Annotated in this window: 13 protein-coding genes and 1 pseudogene; 8 read left to right on the top strand and 6 right to left on the bottom strand. The window is 43.9% G+C overall.

From position 1 onward, the window contains the following. Positions 1-46: 46 nt before the first annotated feature. The 4 genes from psbA (at position 47) to ACLFKQ_RS25760 (ending at position 5483) form a co-directional block, all read left to right on the top strand. The gene (psbA, locus tag ACLFKQ_RS25775; protein WP_449001246.1) at positions 47-1129 is read left to right on the top strand and encodes a photosystem II q(b) protein; all 1083 of its coding nucleotides are present in this window, start codon (positions 47-49) and stop codon (positions 1127-1129) included. Between the two features lie 327 nt (positions 1130-1456). Beyond that, positions 1457-3844, top strand: coding sequence for a heavy metal translocating P-type ATPase (locus ACLFKQ_RS25770; RefSeq protein WP_449002531.1), 2388 nt, complete (start codon positions 1457-1459; stop codon positions 3842-3844). 208 nt (positions 3845-4052) lie between these two features. Further along, a complete protein-coding gene (locus tag ACLFKQ_RS25765; protein ID WP_449002530.1) occupies positions 4053-4496 on the top strand; it encodes an FHA domain-containing protein in 444 nt (147 codons plus the stop codon). Between the two features lie 3 nt (positions 4497-4499). Continuing rightward, positions 4500-5483 (top strand): DNA polymerase III subunit delta', encoded by a 984-nt coding sequence (locus ACLFKQ_RS25760; RefSeq protein ID WP_449002529.1) that lies wholly within the window; start codon positions 4500-4502, stop codon positions 5481-5483. Here ACLFKQ_RS25760 and ribE read toward each other — a convergent pair. Continuing rightward, positions 5452-6168, bottom strand: coding sequence for a riboflavin synthase (gene ribE, locus ACLFKQ_RS25755; RefSeq protein WP_449002528.1), 717 nt, complete (start codon positions 6166-6168; stop codon positions 5452-5454). The two genes, ACLFKQ_RS25760 and ribE, sit on opposite strands and share 32 nt — an antisense overlap. Before the next feature lie 545 nt (positions 6169-6713). Between ribE and ACLFKQ_RS25750 the strand changes: the two genes are divergently transcribed. Then, positions 6714-7211, top strand: a complete 498-nt coding sequence (locus ACLFKQ_RS25750; protein ID WP_449002527.1) for a bifunctional nuclease family protein — start codon at positions 6714-6716, stop codon at positions 7209-7211. Positions 7212-7358: 147 nt separating this feature from the next. After that, a complete protein-coding gene (locus ACLFKQ_RS25745) occupies positions 7359-8492 on the top strand; it encodes an aldo/keto reductase (RefSeq protein ID WP_449002526.1) in 1134 nt (377 codons plus the stop codon). On the opposite strand, the gene ACLFKQ_RS25740 is transcribed toward ACLFKQ_RS25745, so the two are convergent. Next, a complete protein-coding gene (locus tag ACLFKQ_RS25740) occupies positions 8489-9211 on the bottom strand; it encodes an SIMPL domain-containing protein (RefSeq protein ID WP_449002525.1) in 723 nt (240 codons plus the stop codon). The genes ACLFKQ_RS25745 and ACLFKQ_RS25740 overlap by 4 nt on opposite strands. A gap of 172 nt (positions 9212-9383) precedes the next feature. Here ACLFKQ_RS25740 and ACLFKQ_RS25735 point away from each other — a divergent pair. Next, positions 9384-9598 (top strand): annotated as a pseudogene (locus ACLFKQ_RS25735) (chloramphenicol acetyltransferase); the annotation flags it as partial. Between the two features lie 175 nt (positions 9599-9773). Beyond that, positions 9774-11450, top strand: coding sequence for a chaperonin GroEL (gene groL / locus ACLFKQ_RS25730; protein WP_449002524.1), 1677 nt, complete (start codon positions 9774-9776; stop codon positions 11448-11450). 206 nt (positions 11451-11656) lie between these two features. On the opposite strand, the gene minE is transcribed toward groL, so the two are convergent. The 4 genes from minE to ACLFKQ_RS25710 form a co-directional block, all read right to left on the bottom strand. After that, a complete protein-coding gene (gene minE / locus ACLFKQ_RS25725) occupies positions 11657-12031 on the bottom strand; it encodes a cell division topological specificity factor MinE (RefSeq protein WP_449002523.1) in 375 nt (124 codons plus the stop codon). 119 nt (positions 12032-12150) lie between these two features. After that, a complete protein-coding gene (gene minD / locus ACLFKQ_RS25720; RefSeq protein ID WP_449002522.1) occupies positions 12151-12948 on the bottom strand; it encodes a septum site-determining protein MinD in 798 nt (265 codons plus the stop codon). Between the two features lie 20 nt (positions 12949-12968). After that, the gene (minC, locus tag ACLFKQ_RS25715; protein WP_449002521.1) at positions 12969-13922 is read right to left on the bottom strand and encodes a septum site-determining protein MinC; all 954 of its coding nucleotides are present in this window, start codon (positions 13920-13922) and stop codon (positions 12969-12971) included. A 141-nt stretch (positions 13923-14063) separates the two neighbouring features. Beyond that, positions 14064-15389, bottom strand: a complete 1326-nt coding sequence (locus ACLFKQ_RS25710; protein WP_449002520.1) for a four-carbon acid sugar kinase family protein — start codon at positions 15387-15389, stop codon at positions 14064-14066. Between the last annotated feature and the right edge of the window lie 236 nt (positions 15390-15625).

Below are 15625 nucleotides of genomic sequence, written 5' to 3'. Positions count from 1 at the left end.
CAAATAATCGAACCTTGAAAACTTAAATAACGCAATTATAAGCACTATGACAACTACACTAAGCAGAAGCGAAAATCGCAGCGCTTGGGAGAATTTTTGTCAGTGGGTAACTAGCACCAACAACCGCATCTACGTCGGTTGGTTCGGTGTATTGATGATCCCCACCCTCCTAGCGGCAACCACCTGTTTCCTAATTGCCTTCGTCGCAGCACCACCTGTAGACATCGACGGCATCAGAGAACCAGTAGCCGGTTCTTTGCTTTACGGCAACAACATCGTCTCTGGAGCAGTAGTACCGAGCTCTAACGCCATCGGACTACACTTTTATCCCATTTGGGAGGCAGCATCCCTAGACGAATGGCTCTACAACGGTGGTCCTTACCAGCTGATCGTCTTCCACTTCCTGATCGGAGTTTTCTCCTACTTAGGTCGTCAGTGGGAACTGAGCTATAGACTAGGAATGCGTCCTTGGATCTGTGTAGCCTACTCGGCACCAGTATCTGCAGCGACTGCAGTCTTCTTAATCTATCCCTTAGGACAAGGAAGCTTCTCCGACGGAATGCCCTTAGGAATTAGCGGTACGTTCAACTTCATGTTCGTCTTCCAAGCCGAGCACAACATCTTAATGCATCCCTTCCACATGTTGGGTGTAGCAGGTGTATTCGGGGGCGCACTATTCAGCGCTATGCACGGAAGCTTGGTAACTTCTAGCTTAGTCCGTGAAACCACTGAAACCGAATCTCAAAACTACGGTTACAAATTCGGACAAGAGGAAGAAACTTACAACATCGTAGCCGCACACGGTTACTTCGGTCGTTTGATCTTCCAATACGCGTCTTTCAACAACAGCCGTTCCTTGCACTTCTTCTTAGGAGCATGGCCGGTAATTGGAATCTGGTTCACCGCAATGGGAATTTCCACCATGGCGTTCAACCTCAACGGATTTAACTTCAACCAGTCGATCTTGGATTCTCAAGGACGTGTCGTCAACACTTGGGCAGACGTACTCAACCGAGCTAACCTTGGATTTGAGGTCATGCACGAGCGCAACGCTCACAACTTCCCCTTAGACTTGGCAAGTGGTGAGACAGCTCCTGTAGCCTTAACTGCTCCTAGTATCAACGGCTAAATTAATCAGTTGATGGTCAATGTAAGTTGACTTAAAACTTAACTAAATCAAAAATGCTCTCCAGAAATGGTGGGCATTTTTTTATAGCAATACGTACTGTTATTAGGACACTTCTTACTCATTATTTACGAACTAGTAACTAAACTTGTCCTAACCAATTAACGTACTGCGATCTTAGCTCGATCTAAGGCAGCGATCGCGTGTTGAAGAGATTTTAATGTGATGAGCTGTTCGTTGCTGCTTAGATTATGTAATCAGAATTTAAACTAAGATCTTAAACAGTAAGTAGATCCTATGTTGGCAATTCGATTTATCATCTCGTCCCTTATGATCAAATCTCCCCAAATTTCCCAACCAACTCACAATTCTTCTAATAATCACTCTTCAGCTACCGAAAAAATTACTTTAGATGTAGGAGGCATGAAGTGTGCGGGCTGTGTCAAGGCAATAGAAAGACAGCTCGAGCAAAATTCTGGAGTGATCTCAGCCAAGGTAAACTTAATTACGGAAGTGGCAGTAGTTGAATATGAAACTCAAACAGTAAATCCAGAAACCCTAGCGGAAAAATTGACGCAAACCGGGTTTCCTTCCCAACTGCGCCAGAGCGATCGCGGCATTTATCAGGTTGCTATCGATAACCGTTCCAAACGTCAACAGCAGCAACAGCAAATTCGGCAATTAATTACTGCCGCGATCTTGTTAGTTTTTTCTGGTATTGGACATCTCAATCACTTCGGCTTGCCCTATATTCCCGTACTGAGTAATATTTGGTTTCATTGGGGATTGGCGACTTTAGCCTTATTAATTCCAGGGCGATCGCTACTAGTCGATGGCTGGCGCGGTTTGGTTCATGGTATGCCCAATATGAATACACTAGTTGGTTTGGGTACGGTTAGTGCTTATCTCGCTAGTTGTGTGGCTTTAGTATTTCCCCAATTGGGCTGGGAGTGCTTTTTTGACGAACCAGTGATGCTGTTGGGCTTTATTTTATTGGGACGTACTCTGGAGGGAAAAGCTAGAAATCGTGCTTCTCAGGCGTTAGAAAAATTAGTCTCGATGCAACCACCAGTTGCCCGTCTAGTTAGTAAAGATGATGCGGAAACGGCAGAAATCGAGCTACCCGTAGGGCAAGTCAAGGTGGGGGAATGGCTGCGAGTTCTACCAGGAGAAAAAATTCCCGTAGATGGAGAAATAGTTTTAGGAGAAACCGCTGTTGACGAGTCGATGCTGACGGGAGAATCGCTTCCCGTTAGTAAAAAGTTGGGAGATTTAGTGCGTGCGGGTACGATTAATCAATCTGGAGTCATCACTATAAAAGTTAAGGGCATCGGGAACAATACGACTCTAGCTAAAATTATTAGTTTGGTTGAAGATGCCCAAACCCATAAAGCCCCCGTACAGAAATTAGCCGATACCATTGCGGGGTATTTTGCTTACGGGGTAATGGCGATCGCTACGGTGACGTTTCTTTTTTGGTATTTTATCGGTACTAAAGTTTGGACGGAGGTTTTAGTTACTACTTCTCACTCGATGGCAGGAATGACTACGAGTACTTCGCCTTTATTGCTAAGCCTCAAACTGGCGATCGCCGTACTGGTTATTGCCTGTCCTTGTGCCCTCGGTTTGGCTACTCCCACCGCGATTCTAGTCGGTACCAGTATTGGTGCGGAACGAGGGATTTTGATTAAAGGTGGCGATATTTTAGAACGAGTCTGTCAAATAGATACGGTCGTCTTTGATAAAACTGGTACTCTAACTAGCGGTTATCCTCAAGTTACCGATTCTATCCCATTAGTCGAACTCGAGGGCGATTATGCTCCGCATACCGCTAAGGGCGATCGCCTCTTGCAATTAGCTGCTGCGGTAGAAAGTGGTAGCAATCATCCATTAGCTAAGGCAATTATTAGTAAGTCTCAAGAAAAAGAGCTTTCTCGCCTCAAAGCAACAGATTTTCACAGTGAGTTGGGTTTGGGAATTGCGGCGATAGTGGCAGGAGAAAAAATTTATTTAGGTAATCGAGAATGGTTATCTCAGCATGATATTTATCTCGATGATGAAAGCGATTGCTTAGCCGCATCTCTCTCTCAGTCGGGAAAAACCTTAATTTATGTAGGAATTGGGGAGCAATTGGGCGGATTAATTACTTTAGAAGATAGCCTCCGCCCCGATGCTGGTCAAACCGTTAGAGAACTACAGTCAATGGGTTTAGAAGTGGTTTTATTAACCGGCGATCGCCAAGAAGTGGCTCAAGCCATAGCCCGACAACTCAATGTCAAACGAGTGTTAGCTGAGGTCAAACCCGAGCAAAAAGCAAATGCGATTAAAGAGCTACAAAAATCTCATCAGGTAGCAATTATCGGCGATGGTATTAATGATGCGCCAGCTCTAGCAGTAGCTGATGTAGGCATATCGTTACAAGAAAGTACGGATGTCGCCATTGAAACTGCCGATATCGTCCTCATGCAAAATAAGCTCAGAGATGCGATCGCCTCGATACAACTCAGTCGAGTGACTGTCAATAAGATCCGGCAAAATTTGTTCTGGGCTTTAGCTTACAATGTACTGGCAATTCCCATCGCGGCAGGAATATTGTTACCACAATATGGCTTACTCTTATCTCCAGGCTTGGCAGCAGCGGCGATGGCAGCTAGTTCGTTAATTGTGGTTGGTAATTCACTTTTACTAAATCTTAATTTTTCCCTGGATAAACGATAATTTATGTAAAAATAATAGATAAAAAATAATAATAGATAAAAAATAAAAAATTATTACTGCACCGATGGTAGCGTAACTATCTCAGTTTTTAGGGGCATGGAGTAATCAGGTTGGATTTTTAGGAGCTAAAGTTACGTTTCGTTTCGGTCGTTAAGGGCGCGGAGTAATTGGCGACCCAAAAAAATTATCTGCCCATTTGGACTTGTTAATGGCTGGAAAACCCGCACAACATCGCGAAGAACACGTATTAATTGTCACCGATGGCAAAGGAAGAAAAGAAATTTTACTCAGGGAAGAAATCTATTCTTTGGGAAGGGGAAGTCAATGCAGTATCGTGTTGCAATCACAGTTCGTCTCACGCCATCATGCTACTTTAGTTAGGCGTTTGCGAGAAGATGGTAGCTATTATTATCGAATTATCGATGGAGACTCTGAAGGAAAAGTTAGCGTTAACGGTTTGCTAATTGAAGGTCGTAAAGTTCGCTTTCACGATCTTAAAGATGGTGATAAGGTAATTTTTGGACCGCAGGTTCATGCGATATATCAATATCGACAATATGACATTTTTCCTACTATTCCTCCAGACGATCCTTTTGACATTACTCTAATCGATCCTTCAAACCTCGATGTATCGGTCGATCTAGAAAATTAACCGATGGATTATTTTGCCGATTTAATCGGTCAAGACAGGGCAGTTAAACTCTTACGGCAAGCTATGGCACTAAACCAAGTCGCACCAGCTTATTTATTTTACGGTGCTGCTGGTATTGGTCGCAGCATAGCCGCCAGAAATTTTGCCGAACTCTTGCTCACTGCTAATTTGCCATTAGCAAGACAACTTCGAACCATTAAAAAAATTAAATCTCGCAATCATCCCGACTTGCTGTGGGTGCAGCCTACTTATCTTCATAAAGGAGAACTAATTTCAGTCGAACGAGCCGCAGAACGAGATTTAAAATTTAAAACCTCCCCTAAAATTCGCATCGAACAAATTAGAGAGATTACTCATTTTTTAACTCGTCATCCATTAGAAGCATCCCGTCAAGTCGTAGTCATTGAAGAAACTCAAACCTTGGTAGAAGCTGCAGCTAATGCTCTACTTAAAACTTTAGAAGAACCAGGAAACGCCACCCTAATTTTACTGGCACTCGATAAAGATTTGCTACTACCTACTTTGGTTTCTCGCTGTCAGCAAATCCAATTTCACCGCCTATCTCAAGACGATTTGGCAACAATCTTACAAAGGGAAGGTCATTCAGAAATTTTAGACAATCCCCAACTAATTCAGATCGCCCAAGGAAGTCCAGGAGCTGCGATCGCGTCTTGGCAGATCTTACAAGCAATTTCTCCGGATTTACTCCGGCAGTTATTACAATTACCTCAAACTCCTCTAGAAGCTATCAGCCTGGCTCGAACCATTAACGACCAGTTAGATCTAACCGAGCAACTTTGGCTGATAGACTATTTGCAAAACTACTATTGGCAACAGGGAGTATCGGGGGAAACTATTAAAACTTGGGAAACCAGCCGTCAGTATCTTCTCGCTCACGTTCAACCGCGTTTGGTCTGGGAGTGTCTGCTGTTATCTTTAATCGACCAAAAGCTGGCTATAAATAGCCGTTCTCAGTTAAAAAATTGAGGCTAATCTCATCTGGTTGCCCTTGTCCCTCTGACAAATTACCATTAGAGAAACCTCTCAGATTCAGCCGCACCGCTTGCTCGACGTATTTACCCAAAATATCGCTCTCTAAATTGACCAAATCTCCCCTTTGTAGGTAACGTAGATTGGTTTCAGCATGGGTATGGGGAATGACGGCACAGCTAAACCAACTGCGATCGCCAGCCAGTTCGGCGATGGTCAAGCTAACACCATTGACAGCAATACTGCCTTTAGCAATTAAGTAACGAGCGATGCGATCGCGCCAGAGTTGGTCTGTATCGGGAGGAGTACCAAAACGCATCAACCAGGCATTATCTGTGGCTTGAGACTCCAGCAAACAGCCGATACCGTCAATGTGTCCCGTAACGAAATGTCCGCCAATTTTACTTCCGGCTTTTAAAGAAGTTTCTAAGTTGGCATATTGAGCAGTGCGCTCGCGAACCCCTAAAGTAGTTCGATCTAGGGTTTCCGGAGAAATACTGGCGATAAAACTTTGGTGAGAAATAGTTTCTACCGTCAAACAAGCTCCATCTACTGCAACGCTGTCCCCAATTGCTAGCTCGGAAACAATTAGGGTTGCCTTATCCTCAGTGGGAAAAATTTGCAGGCGACTTCGATCTTGAAAATTAATCGAACCTAAAGACTGTACTAAACCGGTAAACATGGTATTGATAGAAAAAATTCAATCCTATGATAAAGACAGCAGCGGTTTTTGGAATACAATAAAAATTATCTAGTTACGCTGTAGAACTTATAGAAATACTAATTTTCAGGGAACTAATTACCCCTAGATTAAAGACTAAATACTGGGAGACTGGTGGCAAGCGGTTAGTTTACACTTAAAGAAGTTTCTCATCTACTAAAAAAGGCAATGACGTTTTTTACTTAGCATACTTTTTACCAATTATTTTAACTTTTTCAGCGCTTGGTCAACGTCAATAAATTAAGGCATACTGTGATTAAACGTCATCAAGTTGAAGCAGGCTCCGTCTTATCGTCATTCGACGAGTCCGTCTTTGAAAAAGACGCTACAGTCTCGAGCTGGCGAGGAGACTTCGCTAGTCACTACCTCCTTTCCGAGGACTCGCCACTTTTAAAGCGGAGTACCTTCGACTAAAGCAGAAAGAGCGATCGCTATTGAGATTTCTTGCTTGTTTTAGCTCTTAATTACTGCCGAGATATATCCTTACTTCTTCAGAGGCTAAATCCATGATTGAAATGAAAGTTGCTGGCATCGCACTAGAAGCCGCTAGCCGTAGTCCATTTATACTACTCAAAGATAGTTCAGAACGTCGAGCACTACCTATTTTTATCGGACAGGATCAGGCTAGATCGATTATTGGCGCTTTAGAAAGGCACTATCCTCCTCGTCCTCTAACCCACGATCTGATTACTAATATTTTTGACTCTTGGGATTTGAAGTTAGAAAAAGTCATCATTCACTCTCTAAGAGATAATACTTTTTATGCGGTTCTCTGTCTTCAAAAAGGGGAAGTGAAAAAAGAAATCGACTGTCGTCCCAGCGACGCAGTTGCTATTGCTTTGCGCACTAATAGTCCAATTTGGGTAATGGAAGAAGTTATTGCTGATGCTTCAATACCCGTAGATCGAGACGCTGATGATGCCGAACGAGAAGCTTTCAAGGAATTCGTCTCAGATCTCAGTCCAGAGGAATTGATCAAACGAGGCGGTTACAAGCAAAGTTAGGCAATTAGACTACGTCTATGTTAAAAACCATAGTTTTTATCTAGATATTTTGGGAAAATAAACTTAAGCTCATCCCACCCATAAATGGTGTGGGATTTTGTTATATAGTCGATCGCGTTTGCTCGTCACGGACAAATTTTTTTATTCATGCGTCAGCGAAGATTTGGCAAAACTAAGCTCGACTTGTCGGTGTTTTCTCTGGGAACGATGCGCTGTTTAGCTTCTCTAGATTTAGCCATCGATACAATCGCCAGAGCGATCGCGCTAGGAATAAATCATTTAGAAACCGCTAGAGGCTACGGCAACAGCGAAACCTATGTGGGAAAAGCTTTATTTCAGCTAAAAATACCGCGATCGCAAATACATATTACCACCAAGTTACCGCCCACGTCAGACGAGAAACAGATGAGTTGCTGGATCGACGAGTCGCTGGCAAGATTGGGTTTAGAGTATCTAGATTGCTTGGCAATTCATGGGATTAACACCAGACAACATTTAGACTGGGTAACAAATTCTTCAGGCTGTCGTAGGGCAATTGAAGCCGCGATCGCCGATGGTAAAATAAGGCATTTAGGCTTTTCTACCCATGGCAGTTTGGATTTAATCTTGGCAGCGATTGAGACAGATTTATTTGAATTTATCAATCTTCACTATTATTACTTCTCACAGCGCAACCGAGCCGCGGTCGCTCTTGCTGCTAGTAAAGACATGGGAATATTTATTATCTCTCCTGCCGACAAAGGAGGGAAGCTCTACACCCCTCCCGAAAAATTACAGCGCTTATGCAGTCCTTTCTCCCCCTTAGAATTAACCTATCGTTTTTTATTGAGCGATCGCCGCATCACTACTTTAAGCGTTGGTGCGGCAAACCCAGAAGAATTGTCGGTTCCTTTGCAGGTTGCCGATAGAGATTACCCCCTTAGCCCTCGAGAACTAGAGATCTTTGAGAGATTAGAAAGACACTCAGAACGGGCTTTAGCAGGGGAGTTCTGTCGGCAATGCGATCGCTGTCTTCCCTGTCCCGAACGAATTAATATTCCGGAAATATTAAGACTCCGCAATCTTGCTGTAGCCTACGATATGAAAGATTACGGCAAATACCGCTATCGAATGCTAGAAAATGCCGGACATTGGTTTCCAGGTACTAAAGGCAACCGTTGTACTGATTGTGGTGACTGTTTGCCTCGCTGTCCAGAAAATTTAGACATACCCGCTTTAGTTAAAGATACTCATCAGCAACTAAATGGTTCTGCTCGCCGTCGCTTGTGGGAAGAAAATTAATAGCTAATTTGTAAGGTAACAGAAGCCCGAACGGATTGTTCTACACCAATTACAGGTGTATTAGCTCGAGCATCTGCACTCATAAGTCGCTCTGCCTGAATGAGTTGTGGTTGAGGAACATTAGCTCCATTAATTTGAATGCTGATAATTTCCTCTGGACTAAAATTAAGCGTTTCTAATACGGCATCTGCCTGCGCGCGCGCATCAGTAGTTGCTTGACGGAGAGCTTCTTTTTGGGCGGCAGAAATAGCTGCTTCAGTTGCCATAAAACTTACGCCATCAATGCGGGTAGCTCCTGCCTGTACTACTTCATCTAATAAACTAACAACTTCCTCTGTTTCGGAGCGAAAGCTGACTGTGTTAGTACCGATATAGCCGATTAGGTTTCTTCGATCGTTGCTGTAATCATAATTTGGCTGTAGCCGAATGCCAGTGGTTTGTAACTGTTCGACTTCGGCAGAACGTAAAAAATCTACTACTGCTGAGGTGCGCCTAGCCACTTCCTGCTGTACTTCTACTGCTGTTTTACCCCGAATTTCTACTCCTAGTTCTACTTGGGTTAAAGTTGTGGGAATTTTTTCCGTTCCCTGTCCCGTTACTGTCAACGTTCGCAAGAGTTTTTCCTCTGTCATAGCTGGCTTAACTGAAATTAAGTTGACCAGACTAAAAATAGCCAGAAAAATGCCAAAACGTCGATATGGTAAAGCGAGTCTATTCATCGATTATGATTGATTTTTGCTCAATATTTAAATTTATTGACTGAATCGACGACTATTTAGTTGCATATTAAAGTAACAACCATAATTCAGATCTCAGATATTTCCCCAAGCGGAGACTATTTTGTACGGAGCCGCTCCAAAAGATAAACATCCAATGAAGGGATTTCCCTAAATCTGCTTCATTCGGAATCATTATTGAAGATTTACACTTACTGCAAGTCTCAGAAGACTTCGAGCGTAACGTCCTGTATCATTTTCCCTTTATCGGCGATCGCTTAATTATCGGTAAGTTCTGCTCTTTGGCAAGAGGTGTAAAATTTATTATGAATGCCGAGAATCATAAAATTGGATGGGTTTTCGAGCTATCTATTTCAGATTTTCAACAATGATTGACAAGATTACAGGCAACTTATGAATATATAGTATAGTAAACCTTTTAGGGTTGGTAGAGATTTCCCCATAGCGGTAAGTTTTGAAATTGGTATGATAAGATTTAGCACTCTCAGCTTAAGAGTGCTAAATTTGCATATGGAATACATAACGGAACTCAAAGCAGAAGACTATGGCAAAAATCGTTTCGTTTGATGAAAAGTCAAGAAAAGCATTAGAAAGAGGAGTTAACTCTCTTGCGGATGCGGTAAAAATCACACTCGGTCCGAAAGGACGGAATGTTTTGTTAGAAAAGCAATTTGGCGCACCCCAAATTGTCAATGATGGTATTACCGTCGCCAAAGAAATTGAATTAGAAGACCCGTTGGAAAATACTGGTGCGAAGTTAATTCAGGAAGTTGCTTCTAAAACCAAAGACATCGCGGGAGACGGTACGACTACAGCAACAATTATGGCTCAAGCACTGATTAAGGAGGGCTTGAAAAATGTTGCTGCAGGTGCCAACCCTGTCGCTTTGAGAAGAGGTTTGGAAAAAACCACCGCTTTTTTGGTCAAAGAAATTGAGGCTGTAGCCAAACCCGTAGAGGGAGAAGCGATCGCTCAAGTGGCTACTATCTCGGCGGGTAACGATGAAGAAGTCGGCGTGATGATTTCTGAAGCGATGAAAAGAGTAACTACCGATGGGGTAATTACCGTAGAAGAGTCTAAATCGTTGGCTACAGAACTAGATGTAGTTGAAGGAATGCAGATCGATCGCGGCTATATTTCTCCCTACTTCGTTACCGATCAAGAAAGACAGGTAGTAGAGTTCGATAACGCGGCGGTTTTGATTACCGATAAAAAAATTGGCGCGATCGCCGATTTAGTTCCCGTGTTGGAAAAAGTCGCTCGCGAAAGCAAGCCCTTGTTAATTATTGCCGAAGATTTAGAGGGCGAAGCTCTAGCTACCTTAGTAGTTAATAAAGCTAGAGGGGTGCTCAATGCAGCCGCAATTAAAGCTCCTGGATTTGGCGATCGCCGCAAACAGATGTTGCAGGATATTGCCGTATTAACCGGCGGTCAAGTAATTTCTGAAGAGGTGGGCTTAAGTCTAGAAACCGTTTCGATGGATATGCTAGGAACCGCTGAAAAAGTAACCATCGACAAGGAAAATACTACTATTGTCTCTGGTGCGGGCAACACCAACGATATCAAAAAACGAGTCGAGCAGCTACGCAAGCAGCTAGAAGAAACTGACTCTGAATACGACAGCGAAAAAATTCAGGAGCGCATCGCCAAGTTAGCTGGTGGAGTCGCTGTGATCAAAGTGGGAGCCGCTACCGAAACTGAGCTTAAAGACCGCAAATTACGCATTGAAGACGCGCTCAACGCTACTAAAGCTGCAGTAGAGGAAGGTATAGTTCCCGGTGGCGGTACGACCCTAATTCATCTGGCTCAAAAGCTGGCTGATTTTAAAACTACTCTCAGCAACTCAGAAGAACAAGTGGCTGTGGATATTTTTGCCAAAGCTCTGGAGTATCCTTTGATTCAGCTTGCCAATAATGCTGGCGTAGAAGGCTATATAATCGTCGAAAAAGTCAGGGATACAGATTTTAACGTCGGTTACAATGCTCTGACTGGGGAGTTTGGCGACATGATTGCTGCAGGTATTATCGATCCCGCTAAAGTAGTACGCTCTGCCGTACAAAATGCTGCTTCAATTGCCGGTATGGTCCTAACTACCGAAGCGTTGGTTGTAGAAAAACCAGAACCCGAAGCTCCGGCCGCGCCTGGTGGCGGCATGGGCGGCATGGGCGGCATGGGCGGTATGGGTGGTATGGGCGGTATGGGTGGTATGGGTATGATGTAGATCCCTATCCCCCAAGCGATCGATATCGTCTATAGTTAGTTTGGGGCAGTTTAAATTAAACTGCCCCGTTCGATAGTGTGGGCTAAACTAAATTATCTAAAATTAAATAACCAACGGTAATTAATAAAATCAGATTGCAGACTAGCTGAATTCGGGCAAGCAAACTCAGACTTTTTTCCAATCTCTTCAATCTTTGTTGCAGGTAGTTATTGGTTAGTACCGGAGTTATCGTAATTGCTATTGTTGTCCCCAGGGCTAGATTCCGTGCTAGGCACCTGTTTTTCTAAATCTTCAACCTGCGTCGAGACCATTTCAGGTCTTTTGACTTGGCGAATTGGCAAATTGGCGGTAAGAGCGGTAGTTCGGCGGTCGTTCGATAGAGTAAACTCCATTTCTTCGCGGTCTACGTCCACATACCGTGCTACTACTTCTAGGATTTCTTCGCGCATTGAAGTCATCATTTCTGGGTTTATCGAAGCGCGGTCGTGAGCTATAATTAGCTTGAGGCGGTTTTTGGCATTATTGCGGCTATTAGTGTTATTTTTCCAGGGAAAAAGCATTTTTAGAAGTTCTGCGATCATGAGTAAAGTTATCTAAATTGGAAAAGAGAAACATGACTGTCCGTTGGCTGAGGAAAATTGAAAAGGCGAAAAGACGCTGATATCGTTGTCTTGACCCAGGGAGTTTTCGATCTTGCCGTCTAACCGCCGAAGATACGGCGTAAACGCGATAGTAGGTTTTCGTGATATGCCATTAAGTCTAAAAATGGAACTTTCTCGCCTTCTAAACGCCGAGCAATATTATTAACAGCTATTGCCGGCAAAGAATCTTCTTCTCCAATTACTAGAGGCTCCCCCCTATTAGTAGCAACAATTACTCTTTCGTCATCGGGGACGACTCCAAGTAAAGGTACTCCTAATAACTCTAGCACGTCTTCAACGCTCATCATCTTATTACTCTGCACCATGGCAGGTTTGACTCGGTTGACGATTAAATAGATCTTATGAATGCCTTCTGCTTCGAGTAAACCAATTACGCGATCGGCATCACGTACTGCAGCAATTTCGGGAGTAGTAACAATCAAAGCTTCCTTGGCAGCAGCGATCGCATTGCGAAAGCCCAGTTCGATTCCCGCCGGACTATCTAAAATAATATAGTCGTAATCTTCTGCCAGAGAACTAGTTATTTTTTGCATTTGTTCTGGCTGCACCGATTCTTTGTTACGATTTTGCGCTGCAGGTAACAAAACCAAGCTTTTAAGACGTTTATCTTTAACCAGAGCCTGAGTTAGACGACAGTCTCCAGCCAAGACATCTAAAGCCGTGTAAACGACACGCTCTTCTAGTCCCAAAAGCAGATCGAGGTTTCTCAGTCCAAAATCAGCATCCACCAGAGCTACTTTACGGTCTAATTTAGCCAGGGCAGCTCCTATGTTAGAGGTAACCGTGGTTTTACCCACTCCTCCTTTGCCAGAAGTAACAACAATTATACGAGTCATATTGTGATTGATAGCTGTATTTATTTAATTCGATCTTTCTCAACCCAAACGCTGCTTGACGGCGAAAAAATATAGGATTTATTGAATTCTAAAGTTTTCGCCAATCGCATTCCTTCCTCGGTCATAAAAGCTAATTCAGAAGTAAATTGCTTGGGTCTGACTTTTGGGGATCTGGCTACGGCATCGGCGATGCGCAGTTGGGTGAATTCCATTTGTAGTGCAAAAATTCGACAGTGACGATTGCCCTGTGCGCCGGCATGAGCTACACCACGCAAACGTCCCCAAACAAAAATATCTCCTGCAGCGATCACAACTCCTCCTGGATTTAAATCCCCAAAAATAATTATCGTACCTGGGTGGCGAATTTCAACTCCCGAACGCACGGTAGTTTGAATATATAGTGGCTCTGCCAAAGCTGATGCCACTGCGGTTGTCTCCTTTAGGGACTCGTCCGCGTCCGAGCCCTGGAGAACCGAGTAGCCACTGGTTGCTGCCGCCACAGCCGTTTGCCTGCGACTGGTGCTGACCGTAGTCAAACACAATTCTACTTCGCCTAGAATTTCGACAATAGTTTGTAGCTGTCTGGCATCGAGCAAGCGATCGCCAGCAATTAGAGTAACTGCCGCACCTGCTTGCCATGACCGCTCTTTTACCTGCAGTAAATGCTTTAGTTCTTGCCAAATTTCCGACCACAGTACTTCTGAGTCAGAGATTACTCCGTCACGTCCGTCATAAACGCCTGGGGGTTCCCCAGGCGACGCGGACTTGTAAGACGACGGAGCCTGACTTGACGGACGTTCCCTCGATGAGGTTTCCTCATCGGGGGAACGTCGCTGCTCTGACCGTTGGTCCGGTAAGACCAGTAACAGTTTATCTCCCTCGTGTTTGAGAGCTATGGGCAAATAACGCTCGATTAGAGGTGAAAACGACGAATTATTGGGTTCATCTAGGGAGAAAGTAGGCTCTAGATTCATGCAATTATACTATTTATCGCTCGAGCGAAAGCCATTTCCCGGTCGTAAATTTTTTAAACCTTATGCGGATTACGGATTTCGCCTTAGCAGGTCATTTTCTCTTGCACATATTAGCGTAAGTCATGGGCGATCGATCGAAAATTAGAAATTTGTTAAACGCTGCCAAACTTGAAGCAAACTGTCGCGATCACCCACATTGCCAGGAAACAGAACCACGGGCAAATTGGGAAAGCGAGGATGAGTTTCCGGAGTACGCACTACAGAACAGCCGGGTAGAATTTGCCCCAAAAGTCGAGCTGTCTTTAAGTTCAAACCGGTACTCAAGACATCATTAGAAGTAATGCCTCCCTTACTAATTAAAAAACCGATTTGGTCTGGCAGATTTTGGACTACGTCCATTAATAGAGCAGAAACGCTAGCTCCAAATTCGAGGCGTTGGCGAACATCGGCAAAACTGAGTTCTTCTCTACTGGTATAGATTACTGGAGTATGCTCGCTGGCAAAAACTTGTCCTACCCGATCGAGGGTAGACTGCAAGATTTCGGCTCGTTCTCCCGGGCGATCGCGCAACCTGACTACATCTACCTCGATACCTTTGACCTTAGGTTCTTCTAGCAATCGCTCTAGCTGCTCGGTGGTTTTACGGACGTGAGAACCCACTAAAACCGCTCCTGGCTTTTGGGTGGGTTTGTATTGTGACATAGCAGTAGGCGCAATTGGCTGTTTCCCCAATCTGGCTAGGGAAGTCAGCCAACTAGCTGCAGAGCGGAATAAAAACCGTTTGCCAGCGGCAGCCGCGCCTAAAATAGCTGTCGCCAAGCGATCGAAGTCCCCTTGAGTTTCCCCATCCACTACTACACATTGATTGTCAGTAAACTCTGACAAACGTTCTTGCAGACGATCGCCACGCAGATCGGCTAATAATAATCTTTCTACATTTGCTGCGGCAATTTTTCCCTGAGTCTTTTCGGCTACGTAATCTGGTAAATAGCTATGGGAGTAGCCAAATACGGAATCCCGGGCAAATTCGGTTGCGGCTACGGGAGTTTTGACATCGTCTACGAGTAGATAGTGAGTGCTATCGAGGGTAACTCTACCCCCTTCAAAAAAAGCTGGAGTTAAAAAATGAGCGTCAAAATCTCCCAATTCCTCGGCGATAATATTGGTTTCTACAGGATAGTGTCCCCGCAGCGTCGAATCCGAACGGCTAACTACGAGAAAATCCTCGATCTTCAATTCGGCGAGGGCGATTTGTAAATTGTGACAAACTTCTCTAGTAGTAACTGCTGCCTCCTTGGGACTCATGGCTCTAGTATTGGTCAAGATAAACAGAATTGGAGCGCTATCTTGTAGTCCTTGCTTGAGAGTTTCTACATCCCAAACCATTAGCAACAAACAACTGTGGACGGTTTGCGAACCTGTAGGATCGTCATCGAGAACGATAATTTTCGGTTGAGAAGAATTCATATTTGTTTAGAAAAGTTAACTACGAAAGGTATTTTTACTAAATTAATTGGAAATATGTTCTGCAATTTAAAAAATTTACGCTAAAATGCTGGCAAAAATTAGTTAGCGATTTGCTAGATAAACTCGAGTCGAGGCGGATGCATCAGCTGAATAACGGCGTAAACTTAATGTTCGTTCGCAATGAAATTTCAAATTTAATTGGTCTAAATTGCCTAGTAAAGCGCGATTGACCCGCA

Source organism: Myxosarcina sp. GI1(2024), from assembly GCF_053543375.1.
Note: the sequence above shows the minus strand (reverse complement) of the source record. Positions and strands in the feature narration are given on the sequence as shown.

What these genes read in the sequence shown, in the direction of transcription:
- ACLFKQ_RS25770 (WP_449002531.1), top strand. Translation starts at nt 1,457, where the DNA reads ATGATCAAATCTCCCCAAATTTCCCAACCAACTCACAATTCTTCTAAT.
- groL (WP_449002524.1), top strand. Translation starts at nt 9,774, where the DNA reads ATGGCAAAAATCGTTTCGTTTGATGAAAAGTCAAGAAAAGCATTAGAA.
- ACLFKQ_RS25750 (WP_449002527.1), top strand. Translation starts at nt 6,714, where the DNA reads ATGATTGAAATGAAAGTTGCTGGCATCGCACTAGAAGCCGCTAGCCGT.
- ACLFKQ_RS25745 (WP_449002526.1), top strand. Translation starts at nt 7,359, where the DNA reads ATGCGTCAGCGAAGATTTGGCAAAACTAAGCTCGACTTGTCGGTGTTT.
- minC (WP_449002521.1), bottom strand. Translation starts at nt 13,922, where the DNA reads ATGAATCTAGAGCCTACTTTCTCCCTAGATGAACCCAATAATTCGTCG.
- ACLFKQ_RS25760 (WP_449002529.1), top strand. Translation starts at nt 4,500, where the DNA reads ATGGATTATTTTGCCGATTTAATCGGTCAAGACAGGGCAGTTAAACTC.
- ACLFKQ_RS25765 (WP_449002530.1), top strand. Translation starts at nt 4,053, where the DNA reads ATGGCTGGAAAACCCGCACAACATCGCGAAGAACACGTATTAATTGTC.
- psbA (WP_449001246.1), top strand. Translation starts at nt 47, where the DNA reads ATGACAACTACACTAAGCAGAAGCGAAAATCGCAGCGCTTGGGAGAAT.
- ACLFKQ_RS25710 (WP_449002520.1), bottom strand. Translation starts at nt 15,389, where the DNA reads ATGAATTCTTCTCAACCGAAAATTATCGTTCTCGATGACGATCCTACA.
- ACLFKQ_RS25740 (WP_449002525.1), bottom strand. Translation starts at nt 9,211, where the DNA reads ATGAATAGACTCGCTTTACCATATCGACGTTTTGGCATTTTTCTGGCT.
- ribE (WP_449002528.1), bottom strand. Translation starts at nt 6,168, where the DNA reads ATGTTTACCGGTTTAGTACAGTCTTTAGGTTCGATTAATTTTCAAGAT.
- minE (WP_449002523.1), bottom strand. Translation starts at nt 12,031, where the DNA reads ATGATCGCAGAACTTCTAAAAATGCTTTTTCCCTGGAAAAATAACACT.
- minD (WP_449002522.1), bottom strand. Translation starts at nt 12,948, where the DNA reads ATGACTCGTATAATTGTTGTTACTTCTGGCAAAGGAGGAGTGGGTAAA.